Source organism: Arthrobacter sp. NPDC080086 (assembly GCF_040702285.1).
This window is the reverse complement of record NZ_JBFBKP010000089.1, coordinates 1-15,974: the sequence shown is the minus strand read 5'-3', so window position 1 is coordinate 15,974 and position 15,974 is coordinate 1. Positions and strand designations below refer to the sequence as shown.

At 64.3% G+C, this 15,974-nt stretch carries 18 protein-coding genes and 1 pseudogene; 6 read left to right on the top strand and 13 right to left on the bottom strand.

All coding sequences use genetic code 11. The features are described from left to right. Nucleotides 1-39 precede the first annotated feature (39 nt). From AB0305_RS20050 to AB0305_RS20020, 7 genes are all read right to left on the bottom strand, one after another. Nucleotides 40-645: an ATP-binding cassette domain-containing protein gene (locus AB0305_RS20050; RefSeq protein ID WP_366173806.1), complete on the bottom strand. Its 606-nt coding sequence runs from the start codon at nucleotides 643-645 to the stop codon at nucleotides 40-42. A 124-nt stretch (nucleotides 646-769) separates the two neighbouring features. Then, entirely contained in the window at nucleotides 770-1,696 is a 927-nt protein-coding gene (gene ldcA, locus AB0305_RS20045) for a muramoyltetrapeptide carboxypeptidase (protein WP_366173804.1), read from the bottom strand. Further along, nucleotides 1,693-2,247 (bottom strand): tRNA adenosine(34) deaminase TadA, encoded by a 555-nt coding sequence (gene tadA / locus AB0305_RS20040; RefSeq protein WP_366173802.1) that lies wholly within the window; start codon nucleotides 2,245-2,247, stop codon nucleotides 1,693-1,695. The genes ldcA and tadA overlap by 4 nt, the downstream gene beginning before the upstream one ends. Before the next feature lie 29 nt (nucleotides 2,248-2,276). Further along, nucleotides 2,277-2,753, bottom strand: a complete 477-nt coding sequence (queD, locus tag AB0305_RS20035; protein WP_366173800.1) for a 6-carboxytetrahydropterin synthase QueD — start codon at nucleotides 2,751-2,753, stop codon at nucleotides 2,277-2,279. A 74-nt stretch (nucleotides 2,754-2,827) separates the two neighbouring features. Further along, entirely contained in the window at nucleotides 2,828-3,466 is a 639-nt protein-coding gene (queE, locus tag AB0305_RS20030; RefSeq protein WP_366173798.1) for a 7-carboxy-7-deazaguanine synthase, read from the bottom strand. A 121-nt stretch (nucleotides 3,467-3,587) separates the two neighbouring features. Continuing rightward, entirely contained in the window at nucleotides 3,588-3,716 is a 129-nt protein-coding gene (locus tag AB0305_RS20025) for a hypothetical protein (protein ID WP_366173796.1), read from the bottom strand. Further along, nucleotides 3,713-4,930, bottom strand: coding sequence for an MFS transporter (locus tag AB0305_RS20020; RefSeq protein ID WP_366173794.1), 1,218 nt, complete (start codon nucleotides 4,928-4,930; stop codon nucleotides 3,713-3,715). The genes AB0305_RS20025 and AB0305_RS20020 overlap by 4 nt, the downstream gene beginning before the upstream one ends. Before the next feature lie 138 nt (nucleotides 4,931-5,068). Here AB0305_RS20020 and AB0305_RS20015 point away from each other — a divergent pair, with 138 nt between their 5' ends. From AB0305_RS20015 to AB0305_RS20005, 3 genes and pseudogenes are all read left to right on the top strand, one after another. Continuing rightward, nucleotides 5,069-6,013, top strand: coding sequence for a LysR substrate-binding domain-containing protein (locus AB0305_RS20015; protein ID WP_366173792.1), 945 nt, complete (start codon nucleotides 5,069-5,071; stop codon nucleotides 6,011-6,013). 112 nt (nucleotides 6,014-6,125) lie between these two features. Then, the gene (locus AB0305_RS20010) at nucleotides 6,126-6,953 is read left to right on the top strand and encodes an isocitrate lyase/phosphoenolpyruvate mutase family protein (RefSeq protein ID WP_366173790.1); all 828 of its coding nucleotides are present in this window, start codon (nucleotides 6,126-6,128) and stop codon (nucleotides 6,951-6,953) included. A gap of 54 nt (nucleotides 6,954-7,007) precedes the next feature. Continuing rightward, a pseudogene (locus tag AB0305_RS20005) lies at nucleotides 7,008-7,484 on the top strand (MFS transporter); the annotation flags it as partial. Here AB0305_RS20005 and AB0305_RS20000 read toward each other — a convergent pair. Further along, nucleotides 7,407-8,351 (bottom strand): endonuclease/exonuclease/phosphatase family protein, encoded by a 945-nt coding sequence (locus AB0305_RS20000; protein WP_366173788.1) that lies wholly within the window; start codon nucleotides 8,349-8,351, stop codon nucleotides 7,407-7,409. The pseudogene AB0305_RS20005 and the gene AB0305_RS20000 overlap by 78 nt on opposite strands. 56 nt (nucleotides 8,352-8,407) lie before the next feature. Next, on the bottom strand, nucleotides 8,408-9,310 hold the full coding sequence (locus AB0305_RS19995) for a LysR family transcriptional regulator (RefSeq protein WP_366173786.1): 903 nt from the start codon (nucleotides 9,308-9,310) through the stop codon (nucleotides 8,408-8,410). A gap of 109 nt (nucleotides 9,311-9,419) precedes the next feature. Between AB0305_RS19995 and AB0305_RS19990 the strand changes: the two genes are divergently transcribed. Further along, nucleotides 9,420-10,301 carry an MBL fold metallo-hydrolase gene (locus tag AB0305_RS19990; protein ID WP_366173784.1) on the top strand — a complete coding sequence of 294 codons (882 nt, stop codon included), beginning with the start codon at nucleotides 9,420-9,422 and terminating at the stop codon, nucleotides 10,299-10,301. A gap of 25 nt (nucleotides 10,302-10,326) precedes the next feature. After that, nucleotides 10,327-11,031 carry a DsbA family protein gene (locus AB0305_RS19985; protein WP_366173782.1) on the top strand — a complete coding sequence of 235 codons (705 nt, stop codon included), beginning with the start codon at nucleotides 10,327-10,329 and terminating at the stop codon, nucleotides 11,029-11,031. Nucleotides 11,032-11,043: 12 nt separating this feature from the next. On the opposite strand, the gene thpR is transcribed toward AB0305_RS19985, so the two are convergent. From thpR to pcaH, 3 genes are all read right to left on the bottom strand, one after another. Continuing rightward, a complete protein-coding gene (gene thpR, locus AB0305_RS19980; protein ID WP_366173780.1) occupies nucleotides 11,044-11,628 on the bottom strand; it encodes an RNA 2',3'-cyclic phosphodiesterase in 585 nt (194 codons plus the stop codon). A gap of 145 nt (nucleotides 11,629-11,773) precedes the next feature. Then, complete coding sequence (gene pcaG, locus AB0305_RS19975) at nucleotides 11,774-12,469, bottom strand: protocatechuate 3,4-dioxygenase subunit alpha (protein ID WP_366173778.1); 696 nt, start codon at nucleotides 12,467-12,469, stop codon at nucleotides 11,774-11,776. Further along, on the bottom strand, nucleotides 12,469-13,215 hold the full coding sequence (gene pcaH, locus AB0305_RS19970; RefSeq protein WP_366173776.1) for a protocatechuate 3,4-dioxygenase subunit beta: 747 nt from the start codon (nucleotides 13,213-13,215) through the stop codon (nucleotides 12,469-12,471). Before pcaH ends, pcaG begins: the two co-directional genes overlap by 1 nt. Nucleotides 13,216-13,309: 94 nt before the next feature. Between pcaH and pcaQ the strand changes: the two genes are divergently transcribed. Continuing rightward, on the top strand, nucleotides 13,310-14,254 hold the full coding sequence (pcaQ, locus tag AB0305_RS19965) for a pca operon transcription factor PcaQ (RefSeq protein ID WP_366173774.1): 945 nt from the start codon (nucleotides 13,310-13,312) through the stop codon (nucleotides 14,252-14,254). A 54-nt stretch (nucleotides 14,255-14,308) separates the two neighbouring features. Here pcaQ and AB0305_RS19960 read toward each other — a convergent pair whose 3' ends face one another. Further along, on the bottom strand, nucleotides 14,309-15,706 hold the full coding sequence (locus tag AB0305_RS19960) for an L-cystine transporter (protein ID WP_366173772.1): 1,398 nt from the start codon (nucleotides 15,704-15,706) through the stop codon (nucleotides 14,309-14,311). Nucleotides 15,707-15,974 lie beyond the last annotated feature (268 nt).

The following is a 15,974-nucleotide window of genomic DNA, read 5'->3' as shown; positions in this document are numbered from 1 at the left end:
AGTGGCGCGCCAAGCGTTATCCCGAGAACCGCGCGTACATCATGCGCCACAACCCACCGATTCCAGCCAGCGGATCGTGTTGATGTCGAGGTTGTTGGTCGGTTCGTCCAGCAGCAGCACGTCGGGGTTGGAGAACAGCGCCTGTGCCAGCAGCACACGCAGCTTCCAGCCGGGGGCGACGTTGCTCATCGTGCCGTTGTGCTGGTCGGTCGGGATGCCGACGCCCAGCAGCAGTTCGCCCGCGCGGGCTTCTGCCGTGTAGCCGTCGTATTCGGCGTACTTGGCCTCCAGATCGGCGGCCTTCATGTAGTCGTCGTCGGTGGCTTCCGGGTTGGCGTAGATGGCGTCACGCTCTTGCGCGGCGGCCCACATTTCGGTGTGGCCCATCATCACCACGTCCAGCACGCGCATGTCTTCGTAGGCGAACTGGTCCTGGCGCAGCTTGCCCAGGCGCACGCCGGGTTCCAGCATCACGTTGCCAGCGCTCGGCTCCAGATCGCCGCCCAGGATCTTCATGAAGGTCGACTTGCCGCAGCCGTTGGCGCCGATCAGGCCATAGCGATTGCCCTCGCCAAACTTGACCGAGATGTTCTCGAACAAGGGCTTGGGCCCGAACTGCATGGTGATGTTGGCGGTGGAAAGCACGTGGAAACCTTGATTTGAAAAGCGGTGATCTGGCGCGGCAAGCACTTGGTGAACGCTTGCAATGGACGCCATTTGGAAAACCTGGGATTTTACCATCCGAGCGTGACCCGGATGGCTCGGAGGCTTATGCCTTCAGCGTCGGATACCCCGACAAGTGCAGCGTAAAGCCCGTGGCATCGACCTCGAGCTCGGCTTGCGCGCCAATCGGCAGCGTCGCCTTGGTCGGGCAATGGCCGAACGGCAGGCCGGTGAGGACCGGAATCGACAGACGTTCGGCCAGATAGTCGCGCATGGCATCGAAGTCGTAGCCGGCGTCGTACGGTGTGGTGCGGTAGCCCGAGAAGTCACCCAACACCAGCGCCTGTTGGGCTTCCAGCACACCGGCCTGCTGCAACTGCAGCAGCATGCGTTCGACGCGGTACGGGTGCTCGTTGATGTCCTCGACAAACAGGATGCCGTCTCGAATCTCTGGCAGATACGGCGTGCCGACCAGGCTACACAGCATGGCCAGGTTGCCGCCCCACAGCGTGCCCGCATAGCGGCCCGGACGCGCGCAGCCCTTGGGCTGTGGCACATCCACGCGCAAGGCGTACGTCGGACTGCGCAGGATGCCCCAGAAGTGCTCGACCATGAACGGGGCCACCGTCTCCAGCCCGAAATCCGAGCATACGTGCGGCCCCGCGAACGTCACGCCGCCCGTGGCCGCTAGATACGCTAGCGAGAACACCGTGAAATCGCTATGCCCGACGATGATCGCGTCGGTCGCCTGCGCGCGGCGGCCAATCTCAATGAAATCGATGTGGTCCAGCAAGCGTGTGAGCCCGTAGCCGCCGCGGATGGCCATGGCGATTTCCTGATCGCCACCGGTGCCGATCTGGTGCAGATCAGCCAGCCGCGCCAGTTCCCCGCCCGCAAAGCGCTGATGCTGGCGGCTCAGGCACTCACGGTTGGCGATGGTGCAGCCCTGCGCTTCCAACGCCGCCACGCCGCGCTCGGCGATGGCCGGGTCGTTCGGATAACCGGAGGGCGCAATCAGGCGGACGGTGGTCATGTCGCGGAGGTGGAATCGTTGGATTCGGTAGCGGCCAGCCGCGCCGCACGTTGGCTGGCGCGGCGCTCGGCAAAGAAGGCGCGCAGCATGTCGCCGCATTCCCGCGCGAGCACGCTGCCGGTGATGGCGGTCTGGTGATTCAGGCGCGTCTCTGCAAACAGGTCGAGGATGCTGCCCGCAGCGCCGGTCTTGGGATCGGGCGCGCCGTACACGACGCGTGCCACGCGGGCATGCAGCATGGCACCGGCACACATTACGCACGGCTCCAGCGTCACGAAGACTTCGCAGTCGGGCAAGCGGTAGTTGCCAAGCTTCTCGGCGGCCTGGCGCAGGGCGCGCATCTCCGCATGCGCAGATGGGTCATGCGTGCCGATCGGCGCGTTGTAGCCAACGCCGACGATCTCGTTGCCGCGCACGACGATGGCGCCCACGGGCACTTCGCCCTGCCCCCACGCAAACTTGGCCTGCACCAGCGCCTGCTGCATCCAGTAGCCGTCGCGCTCGTGGGCGGACATGTTGGCAGGCGGTGTGAGGACGTGCGGCGTGGTCATGCGTATCGCGTCGTGTCGGGACAATCCGCTCAATCCTGCTCGTGCGGGCGCGCGAGCTTCACGTCGGCCCAGCAGTTCGGGGTTTCGTACAGCACCAGCTTGGACAGGCGCAAATGGTGCCCGAACGTATTGCGGAACACCGGCTCAAGAATATCGAACGCGACTTGCGCGAGGTTTTCGACGGTAGGCACGTCATTCAGCACGACGGTCTTGTGACCGCCTTCCATGCCGTTCAGGAACTCGACCAGCTTCGTGTCACCGCGATAGACGAGGAACGCGTGGTCCCACAGGTCGACAAGGTGCTTGTTGGCGAGCTGTTTGACGTCGCCAAAGTCGAGGATCATGCCGTCGTCGGCAGCCTTGTCGTTGTGCAGGACTTCGCCGGTGAGCGTGAGTTCGAGCTGATAGCGATGGCCGTGCAGGTTGCGGCACTGGCCGGCGTGGCCCGGGATGCGGTGGCCGGCATCGAATTCGAGCCGGCGCGTGATGGAAACGGTCTTGGTCATGGAGCGCAAAGGACTGGGCGGCAGCGAACGCCGCAAAACGGCTGGAACGACTGGGACAAAAGCTGCGGCCCGCCTTAGCGGATGCCCAGCATCTTATGGGTTTGCAGCGACAGGCGCCAGCGCGGCCGGCGTTGGCACAGTTCAACGGCTGCCGCCGTATTCTGCCGCGCCAGCGGGCCATCCATGGCCTGCAGGAAGAAATGCTGAAAATCCAGCCGTTCGTATGCGTCCAGGTCCTGCCCGTCTTGCGGAATCACGACCTTCAGCTCGTCCCCACGCGTGACGACCAGCTCCGAGCCCATCTTCGGGCTCACGCACACCCAGTCGATGCCCTCGGGCACGGCGATGGTGCCGTTGGTCTCGATGGCGATCTCGAAGCCGCGTGCGTGCAGCGCGTCGATCAGGGGGGGGTCCAGTTGCAGCAGCGGCTCGCCGCCGGTGCAGATGACGAGGGGTTTGCCGCCCCTGGCGTCGGCCGGCCATTCGGCGGCGACGGTGTCGGCTAAAGCATCTGCGGTGGTGTATTTACCGCCTTGCGTGCCGTCCGTGCCGACGAAGTCGGTGTCACAGAACTGGCAGACGGCGGTAGCGCGATCGGCTTCGCGCCCACTCCAGAGGTTGCAGCCGGCAAAGCGGCAGAAGACGGCTGCGCGGCCAGTGTTGGCACCCTCGCCTTGCAGCGTGTAGAAGATTTCCTTGACGGCGTAAGTCATGTCTGAACGGTGGCATTCACAGGAGAACGCCGCAGAAGCGACGAAAATCCCGCGCAAACCGTACCAGTACCCACTAGTGAATAACCCAATATTGTTTCACAGATCGGGCTTTCGCGCCGCCCTACCCGCAGAAGGACGCCAGCGTCACAAACGAGAATGCGCCGTCCGGGGTCAGCCACGCTGTGAAGATCAGCGCGGCGCTTACTGCGACTAGCGCCCACGCCGTCCAGCGGCCAAGTCGCGTGCTCATGCTGGCTGGGCCATCGGCGCGCGCGCTAATTGGCGATCGTCGATCGGCCAGTGCAGCAGCGCGGCCACCACACCCAGCACCATCGCCCCGAACCAGATCGCGTCGTACGAATGCAGGTGGTCGTACACCACGCCGCCGAGCCACACACCCAGGAACGCGCCGATCTGGTGGCCAAGGAACACGAACCCAAATAACGTGCCGATATAGCGCACCCCGAACACCTGCGACAGCAGCCCGTTCGTGAGCGGCACCGTGCCCAGCCACAGCAGCCCCATCACGATGGCAAAGCCATAGAGCGTGACGGGCGACAGCGGGAGCAGGATGAACAACGCAATCGCCGCCGTGCGGATCAGGTACAGCAACGACAGCAGGTACTTGCGCCGGAACAGCCCGCCCAGCGCGCCGCAGAAGTACGTGCCGACGATGTTGGCGGCAGCAATCAACGCCAGCGCCACCATGCCGTGCCTGCCGGTGAGTCCCTTGTCGAGCAAGTACGCCGGCATATGCGCGCCAATGAAGGCGAGCTGGAACCCGCACGTCAGAAAACCGAGGTTCAGCAGCCAGAAGCCCCGATGCGCAAAGGCTTCGCGGATAGCTGCACCCATGCTCTGATGTGCCTCCTGGGCCACGGTTGCCGACGCGCGCTCGCGCAGCGGCACCGCCAGTGGCAGAAACACCGCCATCACCACCGCCATGACCACAAGTGCCGTCACCCAGCCGACGGTACTCAGCAACCCTTGCGCCGTCGGCACCATCACGAACTGGCCGACGCCGCCCACCGCACCCGCCACACCCAGCGCCCAACTGCGGCGCTCGGGCGGCGTAAGCCGGCTGATGGCGCCATACACCACGCCAAATGACGTGCCCGACAATCCCATGCCAACCAGCAATCCCGCCGACAATGTAAAGCTCAGTGGCGTACCGGCATGCGCCATCAGCAGCAAGCCCAGCGCATAGACCGCGATGCCGGCGACCACCACCTTCGCCGCCCCGAAACGATCCGCCAGCATGCCGGCAAACGGCTGCATGGCACCCCAGATCAGGTTCTGCAGCGCGACGGCGAAGCCAAAGGTTTCGCGCGTCCAGCCGTGACCCATGGTGATCGGCACCAGGAACAGGCCCTGTACGTGGCGGATACCGAGCGCCAGACCGATCACCGCCCCGCCCGCCAATACGGGCAGCCAGGCAGATTGCGTGTGAGGTTTCGCGTGCATGGATGGGTTCTCCGTTGCGACTGACATTCCCACTTTGCAAGCGTGCGTTTGACTGGAATGTCGTCAGATGGCTTATTAAACTTCGCCACATTCGGGCGCTCAATTGATCTTTGAGAACCTTTTGCATGAGGAAAACGCATGTCGACTCCCCTCGTTCGGTTAGCCTCGCTGGATCTGCTGCGCGGTTTCGTGGCCGTGGGCCGGCGCATGAGCATCACGCTGGCCGCCGATGACCTGTGCCTGACGCAATCGGCGGTCAGCCGGCAGGTGTCTGCGCTGGAGGAAGCGCTGGGCGTGAAGCTCCTGGTCCGCGGGCATCGTTCGATTGCCTTCACGCCCGAGGGCGAACGCCTGTTCCGCAGCGCCGACAGTGCCGTGCAGCAGTTGCAGGATGCGATTGGCGCCACCCGCGTGGCCGCCGAGCGCCGGCCCGTGACGATCACCGCGAGCATCGGCGTGACGGGCCTGTGGCTGCTGCCGCGCCTGGCAAGGTTTCAGCAGCAGTATCCGGACATCGATGTGCGCGTCGCCACCAATAACCGCCTCGTTGACCTGAAGAACGAAGGCATCGAGCTCGCCATCCGTTACTGCCCGCCGGGGGATGCTCCCCCGGGCGCGCTCCGGCTGTTTGGCGAGACGGTGGCGCCGGTCGCGCATCCGTCGCTGGGCGTGCGCTCGCTGGACTCGGCCGACGCCCTGAACGGTCTGACACTGCTTGATTTTGACGACCGCGACCTGCGTCGCCCCTGGCTCCAGTGGACGGACTGGCTGGCCGCCGCCGGCTGGAGCCACGCCAAACCCCGCACCGTGCTGCGCTTCAATCAGCACGACCAGATCATCCACGCAGCGGTGGCGGGCCAGGGCATCGCGCTCGGCCGGTTGGAGTTGATTGCACCGCTACTGGCCGACGGCCGCCTGGTGACCGTTCCGACAACGGCTCCGGGCGTGCAGAACACGCATGCGTACTGGCTCATCCAATCCGAGACCGCCCCACGTCGCGACGTTCGTGATGTAGCCGCGTGGATCCGTTCGGAAGCGGCAACCCAGGCGTCGCATGCGCCCTGCGCATCCGAGCTTGCATGAAAGACGTTTGAGCGTGCGCGGCACTCCCTGTGTAATGCGGCCGACTTCGGCGCTCCCTTTTTTTCGTCGCAGCCTTGCAGCCCCCTCTCATCCACCTCACCCCGGATCGCCCATGCCGACTCAGATCGAAAAAGCGCACACCTTCCGCAACCTGCACGAACGCAGCGGCACCTTTGTCATCCCCAACCCGTGGGACCCGGGCTCGGCCCGGCTGCTGGCGGCGCTCGGCTTTGAAGCGCTGACGAGCACGAGCGCCGGCTTCGCCTTTTCGCGCGGGCTGCCTGATTACGGCGTGGGCCGCGATGTCATCCTCGCGCACGTGGCCGATCTTGCCGCCTCCACCGATCTGCCCATGGCGGCCGACCTGGAAAACGGCTTTGGCGACGCCCCGGAAACCGTTGCCGAGACCATCCGACTCGCAGGTGCCACGGGCATCGTCGGCGGCTCCATCGAAGACGCGACAGGCAACCCCGATGCGCCCATCTATTCGCTGGAAGCTTCCGTCGAACGCATACGCGCGGCAGTGGAAGCTGCGCGTTCGCTACCGTTCCCGTTCACGCTCACGGCCCGCGCTGAAAACTATCTGCATGGCCGCAACGACCTGGCCGACACCATCCGCCGCCTGCAGGCCTTCCAGGACGCTGGCGCAGACGTGCTCTACGCACCCGGCCTGAAAACACGCGAAGAGATCGCCACCGTGCTACGCGAAATCGATCGCCCGCTCAACGTGCTGATGGGCTTTGCCGACGGCAACCTGAGCGTGGCCGAGCTCACGGAGCTGGGCGTCAAGCGCATCAGCGTGGGCGCCGCCCTGGCGCGCGCCGCCATGGGGGCGTTCCAGCGCGCTGCGGAAGAACTGCGGACCACGGGCACCTTCAACTTTGCGCGGGATGCCGCCAGCGGCGCCAAGCTCAACGCGCTGTTCGCACCGTTCGCTTGACCACCGCCCAGCGATAACCACCGCCACACGCCCGGGCGTTCTGCGCCATTCGGCACACTCTCGGATCGTACGAGCCACCACCCGCTGCTGGCGCTCAGTCTGGTGGTGTTGATTGCAGCCGATGTGGTGCTCGGCCTTTCCGGCCACTGGGGCGTCGTCATTGCGGGCGTGGCACTTGGGGGCGTGCACATGGGTATCACGCAAGGGTTGCTGGCCACCATGGTCACCGACACCGCCCCCGCCGATCTCCGCGGCACAGCCTACGGCATGTTCAACCTGGTGAGCGGGCTTGCCATGCTGGTTGCCAGCGCCCTGCCGGGCTGCTATGGGACAAGCTGGGCGCGGCTGCCACCTTTCACACAGGTGCGGTGTTTTGCGGACTGGCGCTGGGTCTGCTGGCCGTGCATCAAGCCCTTGCGCGCCAGCACTGACGCCCCACCCGACTCACCCACCCTACTCGCCCGCCATTTCACGCAACAGGTGCGCCTCCGTGTTGGTGTTGATCTGCACCCACAGTGGCAAATGGTCTGACAGTTGATACGTCATCGCCTGCTTGGTCAGGCGCGGAAACAGCGGCGTGTGATCCCCCTGGTAGAAATCGAGCACGCCGCCAGCGTTGATGAAACTTTCGGGGTACTCCGGCAAGTGCAATATCTGGTCGTAGCGCTTGTTCTTCTCCAGATTGCTGCCGAAGGTACTGCGCAGCAGCTTGTCGGGCACGCGCAGACCCTTGGCGGTCAGCGCCTTGAAGAGCGGGCTCTTCTCGCTGGGGATGTTGAAATCGCCCATCACGATGAGGTCCTTGCCATCGGCGTCCTTCTCCTGTGCCTTGTCGGATACCCACTGCGCCAGCGCCTCAATCTCTGGCAAACGCTCACGCTCGCTGCTGCCCCAGCGGATATGCGCGGCAATGCAGACAAAATCGAAATTGCCCGCGTGGAACGACGCCAGATAGGGGCTGCGCCACCAGGAAATCTCCGACAGGTATTCCACCCCGCGTTTGATGCGCGGCGGCTGTGCCTCGGCGGCCAAGCCGCTGAAACGCACCGCACGGCGGTCATAGACAAAGGCCATGCGCTCCCGGTTGCCGCCGGCATCGGGGATCGCATCGGAATACACCGCTTGCCAATCCGGCCCGAGAATGCCGAGCACACGCTTGAGATCGCCCAGGTTGTCGCGCACCTCCTGCACGCCGATCAGGTCGAACTGCCGCAGAATCTCGGCGATGTAATACAGCGCAGTCTTGGTCCGTGGCGTCTTGCCGAATTCGCGCAGGTTCCAGGTGGCGATATTCAGCGTTTCATCCAGCTTGGAGGATGGGATTTTTGCCTGCGCAATGCGTTCGCGCAGCACGAGCAGGCCGCGCGCAATCTCGGGGGTCACACCGTCGTAGTTCATGGGGAGCGTTCTGTTTGAAAGCCCGCCACTCTAGTCAGCGCGCGCGGATTGCCATATCAGACAACGCCCTGATGTGCGCGAAACCAATCCACGAGGAAATCCAGCATGGCCCGTAACGCCGCCGGCATCTGCCTGCGCGAGCTGTAGATGCCGTGGATACCCAGCACCTGCGGTACGTAGTCCGGCAGCAGGCGCACAAGCTGCCCGCTCGCGATGAGCGGCGCGGCGGCAAACACCGGCTGCAGCGCAATGCCGGCGCCTTCCTTGGCGGCGGCCAACAGCGCCATCGATTCGTTCGCGCTCAGGTTGCCGCCCACCGGCACATCGGATGGCGCGCCCGACTTTGCATCCGTGAATTTCCACAGGCTCTTGCCGAAGTACGAGTACGTCAGGCAGTTGTGCACCGCCAGGTCTTCCAGGCGGCGCGGCGTGCCATGTGCGGCGAGGTACGACGGCGCCGCCACCACGACGGACTCACACGTGCCCAGCGGCCGCGCAATCAGATTCGGATCGAGATCATTGGTAATGCGCACAGCCAGGTCGATGCGTTCTTCCACCAGGTTGACGGCGCGGTTGTCAACGACGAGGTCGACCGCGGTTTGCGGATAGCGCCGCAGATACGCCGTCACCGCCGCGCCCAGCACCTGCTGCGCCAGCGACTGCGCGCACGCAATGCGCAGCAGACCACGCGGAGTCTCGGCCTCGGGCCCTTCTGGCACCGCCATCTGCGTGGCGATTTCCAGCATCTGGCGGCAGCGCGCCAGCGTGGCCTCCCCGGCGGGTGTCAGCCCGATGCGGCGCGTGGTCCGGTGGAGCAGGCGCGCACCGGACCAATCCTCCATCTCCGCGAGGTAGCGCGTGACCATCGCGCGCGACATGTCGAGCCCTTCTGCGGCGGCACTCAGGCTGCCGCGCTCGACAATCGCCACAAACACTTCAGCCGCCTTGACGCGATCCATATTTGATCGATTAGCGAAACAAATATGCGCATCTTATGGGGTTTTTCGTTCGAATCAAGCAACCTACAGTGATGGCATTCCAATCCCTTCACCTGACCGGAGAACCCGAATGCCCCTGATCCGCACCCTGCTCGCCGCCAGCCTTGTCAGCGCCGGCGTTGTTGCACACGCCGCCGCGCCCGCGCCGCTGCATCTCGAGGTCGACAACCCTGGCGACAAGGGCATCTTCCCGGTTTCGTCTGAAATCATCACCGGCGCGCACGAGGCGATCCTGATCGATGCGCAATTCCAGCGCAGCGACGCGCAAGCGCTGGTGCAGAAGCTCAAGGCCAGCGGCAAGCGCTTGACCACGGTCTACATCAGCCACAGCGACCCGGATTACTACTTCGGGCTCGACGTCATCCACGCTGCCTTCCCCAACGCGAAAATCGTGGCGACGCCGCAGACGGTGGCCGCCATCCAGGCGTCGATACAAGGCAAGCTGGCCTACTGGGGCCCGATCCTGAAGGACAATGCGCCCCAGTCGCTCGTGCTGCCGGAAGTGCTGCACGCCGATCATCTGACGCTCGAGGGCCGCACGATCGAGATCAAGGGGTTGAACGGCCCGAACCCAGCGCGCACGTATCTGTGGATCCCGTCGCTGAAGACCGTAGCCGGCGGCGTGGTGGTCTTTAACGGCGATCATGTCTGGGTGGCGGACACGCAAACGCGCGAGTCACGCCTCGGCTGGCTGCAGACGCTGGACGGCATCACCACGCTCAAGCCCACAACGGTGGTGCCCGGGCACTTCTCCGGCGACAGCCCCAAGGGGCTGGACGCAGTACGCTTTACGGCCGATTACCTGAAGACGTTTGAGCTGCAAGCTGCCAAGGCCAACAACTCGGCGGAACTGGTCAAGGCCATGAAGACCGCCTACCCGACGCTGGGCGGCGATGCATCGCTGGAACTGAGCGCCAAGGTCATCAAGGGCGAAATGAAGTGGCCGCAATAATTCGGACAGACACAAGGACAAGCGCATGACAACGCTGCATTACATCTTCGACCCGCTGTGCGGTTGGTGCTACGGTGCCGCGCCGCTGGTGGAGGCCGCCCGCAAGGTACCGGGCCTGCAAATCGCCTTCCACGGCGGCGGCATGCTGGCCGGCGCGAACCGCCGTGCGGTGACACCGCAATGGCGCGACTACGTCATGCCGCACGACCACCGCATTGCGAGCCTGACCGGCCAACCCTTCGGCGAGCCGTACTTCGATGGCCTGCTGCGCGATACAACGGCCGTGATGGACTCAGAGCCGCCCATCACCGCTGCGTTGGCGGCCGAGGCACTCGGTGGGCGCGGGCTGGACATGACCCACCGCATCCAGCGTGCGCACTATGAAGAAGGCCGACGCATTGCCGACGTGGCCGTGCTGCGTGAATTGGCGGCCGAGATCGGCCTGTCACCCGAAGCCTTCGATGCGGAATACGCGCGGCAAGCCGGTGCGCTCACGCAGCAGCACATTGCGGCGAGCCGGCAATGGCTCGACCGCGTGGGTGGCCAAGGTTTCCCGACGTTTGCGCTGGAAGATGCGGATGGCCGCATCGGCATGATCGATATCGGCCCGTGGTGGGGTCGCCCCGATCAATGGGCACAGGCGCTCGCACAACATGTTGGCGCGCCCGCTCCAGTGGATGCGGTGGGTGAAGCCAATGGCCCCATCTGCGGGCCGGACGGCTGCGCATAGAAAGAACGCGCCTCAGCCCTTGAGCGCCCAGCGGCCGAGTTCGTCATACCGCGTCTTGCCCAGCCAGCTATGGATCAAGACGAACTCCCGCACCGTCCAGGTGATGGGCTCAACCGGCTTGGGCGCAAAACCGCCACGGTCATACAGCAGTGTGATGTGCGGCTTGAAATGACCGCGCGGCACCGGCACGCCGGCCCGCAATAACACGTCGCCCAGGGCCGCCTGAAACGCCATCAGGCCGGCCACACCCTCATCGCCCAGCAGCACGAATGGCCGGTGATCGCGCCGGCCATGAAAGCTCACGACCTGGTTGAACGAGGCATCGAACGCGGGCAGCACGAGCCCTCCTGCCGCGGCACGTACTCTCGCAACAAGGTCATCCGGCGGCGGTTGAACGAAATCCCCCACATGGTGGAGCGTGACATGCAAACGTTCGGCACGCAGCGCCTTGCCCTTGAAACCCACCACGGGCCGCAATTGCTCGATCAGGCGAGCGATACGTTGCGCGGTATCCGCATCGGGCTTCACGGCCAGAAACAGGCGATGCGCAGGCAACTGCGGGGTGGCTTCGAATCCGGGAAGCGTGAGTTGGGTCACGGGAAGGTGGCAGGCGGCGGGTGGGGAATCCGGCCATTATCGACGCCCGCATGACGTTTCGCTGCGGTCTTGCTGCACGCGCAAAAAAACAACGCCCGGCAGATGACTCCGCCGGGCGTTGCATTTTTCCGGTGTGACGTTGCGATCAGATGTCGAAGAACACCGTCTCCGCGCCGCCATCGGGCGTGTCTTGCAGGCGCACATCGAAGGTGTAGACCACCTCGCCATTGCGCTCGCTGCGTTGGGCGATCAGCGTCTTGCGGCGCACTTCCCACTCGATGCCGTTGAGCACGGGGTCGTTGCCATTGGCGGCCTCCTCATCGCTGAAGTACACACGTGTGTGCAGCCCAAGGTTGATGCCGCGCGCAAACAGCACCATGCAGATATGCGGTGCCTGCACGGCGCTTCCGCGCCCCGCCACAGCGCCCGGCTTGATGGTCTCGAAGCGGTAGACACCCGTGTCGAAATCGGCACCAGCGCGGCCCCAGCCACGGAAGGCGGGGTCGACCGGCTTGTCTTGCCGATCGGCCGGATGCGCGTACTTGCCATCTGCATTGGCTTGCCAGATCTCGATCAGCACATCGCGCAGCAGCGAGCCGGAGCCGTCGTAGACCCGCCCTTCCAGCGCGATACGCTCGCCGCGCGTGGCCGGCGTAGTCAGCACATTGCCGAACTCTTTTTCATAGATGTCGAAGCCGGCCTGACGCGGCGCAAGGCCAATGTGCACGTATGGGCCGCCGGTCTGCGAGGCTGTTTCGTTGAAGTGTGCAAACGGCGGCGTTGTGGTGGCAGCCCTTGCCTGGGCGCGTTCCAGCGATGCTTGAAGCGTGGTCGTCGTCATCACTTGGCTCCTTGGGCTGGGACAGCGTTCTCGAAATGCGTGGCGCGGCGGCCGCGCAGCGTGATGTCAAAGCGGTAGCAGCGCGAATCGAGCGGCACGTGGTTGGCCGTATCGAGCAGCGCAATCAAGCCGCGCACCTGCTCTTCGCTGGGGATGGTCTTGATGATCGGACACTGCGCGATCATCGGGTCGCCTTCAAAGTACATCTGCGTGATCAGGCGCTGCGCCCAGCCGTCGCCCGACAGCGAGTAATGGATATGCGCCGGGCGCCAGTCGTTGACGCTGTTACGCCAGGGGTACGCGCCCGGCCTGACGGTGCGATAGACGTAGTAGCCGTTGGCGTCCGTCAGCATGCGGCCGCAGCCGCCGAAGTTCGGATCAATGGGCGCGAGGTAACGGTCGTTCTTGTGGCGGTAGCGTCCGCCGGCGTTGGCCTGCCACACCTCGACCAGCGCGTTCGGCACCGGGCGGCCGAACTCGTCGCGCACATAGCCATGCACGATGATGCGCTCGCCGATCGGCAGGCCGTCCTTGGCGTAGTTAAGGATGAGGTCGTTGTCGAGCGGGCCGAGATCATCGGCGGTGAACACCGGTGCGGTGGTTTCCGACAGCGTGTTGAGCGTGGAGATGAGCGCCTTGCGCGGGGAGCGCAGCACGCTGGTCTTGTAGCCGGGGGTCAACGCGGGCGGATGCTGCGCGGTGTCGCGCTGAGCGAATTCGCCTGTGCCGGAAAGGGGCAAGGTCATGGGGCGTCTCCTATTGAACTCGTGGGTTGGACTGTATCTCCGCCAAAAAGTGAAGTAAATTGACTTCTGATCGAAAATTCAATAACCATAAGTTATGGAAAGTGCTTTTTCCGGCGAACTCCCCTCGCGCATCCGCTTCCGGCACCTAAGCTGTTTTGTTGCGATCGCGCAGGAGCGCAACCTGCGCCGCGCCGCCGAGCGGCTGCATCTAAGCCAGCCAGCGGTGTCCAAAACATTGGGCGAGCTGGAAGCGCTGGCGGGCGTGCAACTTGTAGAGCGGGGCCGCCACGGCGCCCGCCTGACGGCGGCTGGCGAACAATTCCTGCGGCACGCCGTGGGGGTGACGCAGGCATTGGAATCCGCCACGGCCGCGCTAATGGGCTCCGGGGATGCGTCTGCGCCTGTCGTGCACGTCGGCGCCCTGCCAACGGTGGCGAGTGGTCTGCTGCCCCAGGCGATTGCCACACTACATGCGCAACGCCCACATGCTGGCGTGCGGCTGCGCACCGGAACCAATATTGAACTGCTCTCGGCACTCAAGGCAGGCGAGCTCGATTTCATTATTGGTCGCATGGCCGAGCCCGATGCCATGCAGGGGCTGTCGTTCGAGCTGCTATACGCCGAGCCCCTTGCGCTAGTGGTACGTCCCGGGCATCCGCTACTGGCTCTGCCGGGGGCATCTGCCTCCTTGCAGGCGGTGCTGGATTACCCACTGGTGATAGCCACGCAAGGTACAGTGCCGCGCCACCATACCGATGCGCTGTTCCAGACGCATGGGCTGCGTCTGCCAGCAGGTGTCACGGAAACGCTGTCGGTGTCGGTCGCGCGCTTGCTGGCGTGCCGCTCCGATGCGGTGTGGATCACGCCAGAGCGGGCAGCGCGGGATGATGTGGTCCATCGTCAGCTTGTCCGCCTGGACATCGCCACCTCCGGCACGAAGGAGCCGGTCGGGTTGCTGCGCCGAAGCGCCCAGGCACCGACGGAGCTGGCCAGTGCCTTCATGGAACTGCTGACCGATCTCGCCCAAGCGCCCGGCTGAAGCGCAAAAAAATGCCGACCACAAGGCCGGCATTCTTCCTTTCCGTGTCGCCAATCAGCGATGCGCCAGTTCCGATTCCTCCTCGGCGTCGAAGACACGCCGATCGGTTTGTCGCAGCAGCTGGCTGGTAATTGTCCCGGCGGTCATCGAGCCATTGACGTTGAGCGCAGTGCGGCCCATGTCGATCAACGGTTCGATGGAGATTAGCAGCGCCACGAGCGTCACCGGCAGCCCCATCGCCGGCAGCACGATCAACGCGGCAAAGGTGGCACCACCGCCCACGCCCGCCACTCCGACCGAGCTAAGCGTGACGATGGCGACCAACGTGGCGATCCATGTCGGGTCCAGCGGATTAATGCCGACCGTGGGCGCCACCATCACTGCCAGCATGGCGGGGTACAGGCCGGCACAGCCGTTCTGACCAATCGTGGTGCCAAACGATGCAGCAAAGCTGGCGATCGACTCCGGCACGCCGATGCGGCGTGTCTGTGCCTCGATGCTCAGCGGAATGGTCGCGGCGCTCGACCGGCTCGTAAACGCAAAGGACAGCGCCGGCCAGACCTTGCGGAAGAAGCGAATCGGGTTGATGCCATTGAACATCAGCAGCGCGGCATGCACGCCAAACATGATCGCTAGCCCCAGATACGAGGCCACAACGAAGCTGCCGAGCTTAATGATGTCCTGCGCGTTCGATGTGGCTACCACGTTGGTCATCAGCGCCAGCACACCATAGGGCGTCAGGCGGATGACAAGGCGCACCAGCTTCATCACCCAAGCCTGCGCGGTATCGATGGCGACGAGCACACGCTCGCCCTTTGCCGCGTCATCTTTGAGCAGATGCAGCGCCGCCACGCCCAGAAACGCCGCAAAGATCACCACACTGATGATGGAAGTGGGCTTGGCGCCGGTCAGCTCAGCAAACGGATTCTTCGGCAGGAAGGACTGCAACAACTGCGGCACCGTCAGTTCCGCCACCTTGCCCACATAGTTGTCCTGAATGGCGGTCAACCGCGCGGTTTCCTGCGCGCCTTGCACCAGCCCTTGCGCAGTCAGGCCAAACAGATTGGTAACGAACACGCCGACCAGGGCGGAGATCAGCGTCGTCAGCAACAGCGTGCCGATCGTCAGCAGGCTGATCCTGCCCAGCGATGAGGCGTTGTTCAGCTTGGCCACCGAGTTCAACACCGACACCAGTACAAGCGGCATGACGATCATCTGCAGCAGTTGGATGTAGCCGCCCCCGACGATGCTGAACCACGCGATCGACTGCTTGAGCGTCGCGCTGTCGTCAGCGTAAATGAGGTGCAGTGCCAAGCCAAACACGATGCCGAGCGCCATGCCCAGCAGCACGCGTTTCGCCAGACTCCAGTTCGACTTCAAATGTGCGCAATAGCGCAGCGCCATCAATATGACGACAAAGGCGGCGATGTTGAGGATCAGCGGGAAGTTCATGTTTCTGAGGGCCGTGCTTGGATCGCGGCATCTTACGACAGACGTGCACAACGCGTTGTAGCAATGCGTGCGCCAAAGCAGATGGCGCTGCGCGGTCTTGACGAAAAAAAAGCCCGCACAAGTGCGGGCGAGACAAGGAAATCAGGAGCCCTGCGATCAGGAGGTCACGCTGCTCAGAACGAATGAACGATGCCGGTGTACGCACCCAACTGGTTCTTGCCCGGCGCCGGGTTGTTGTTGGTCGCCTCCACCGAGAAGTTGGCGTTGG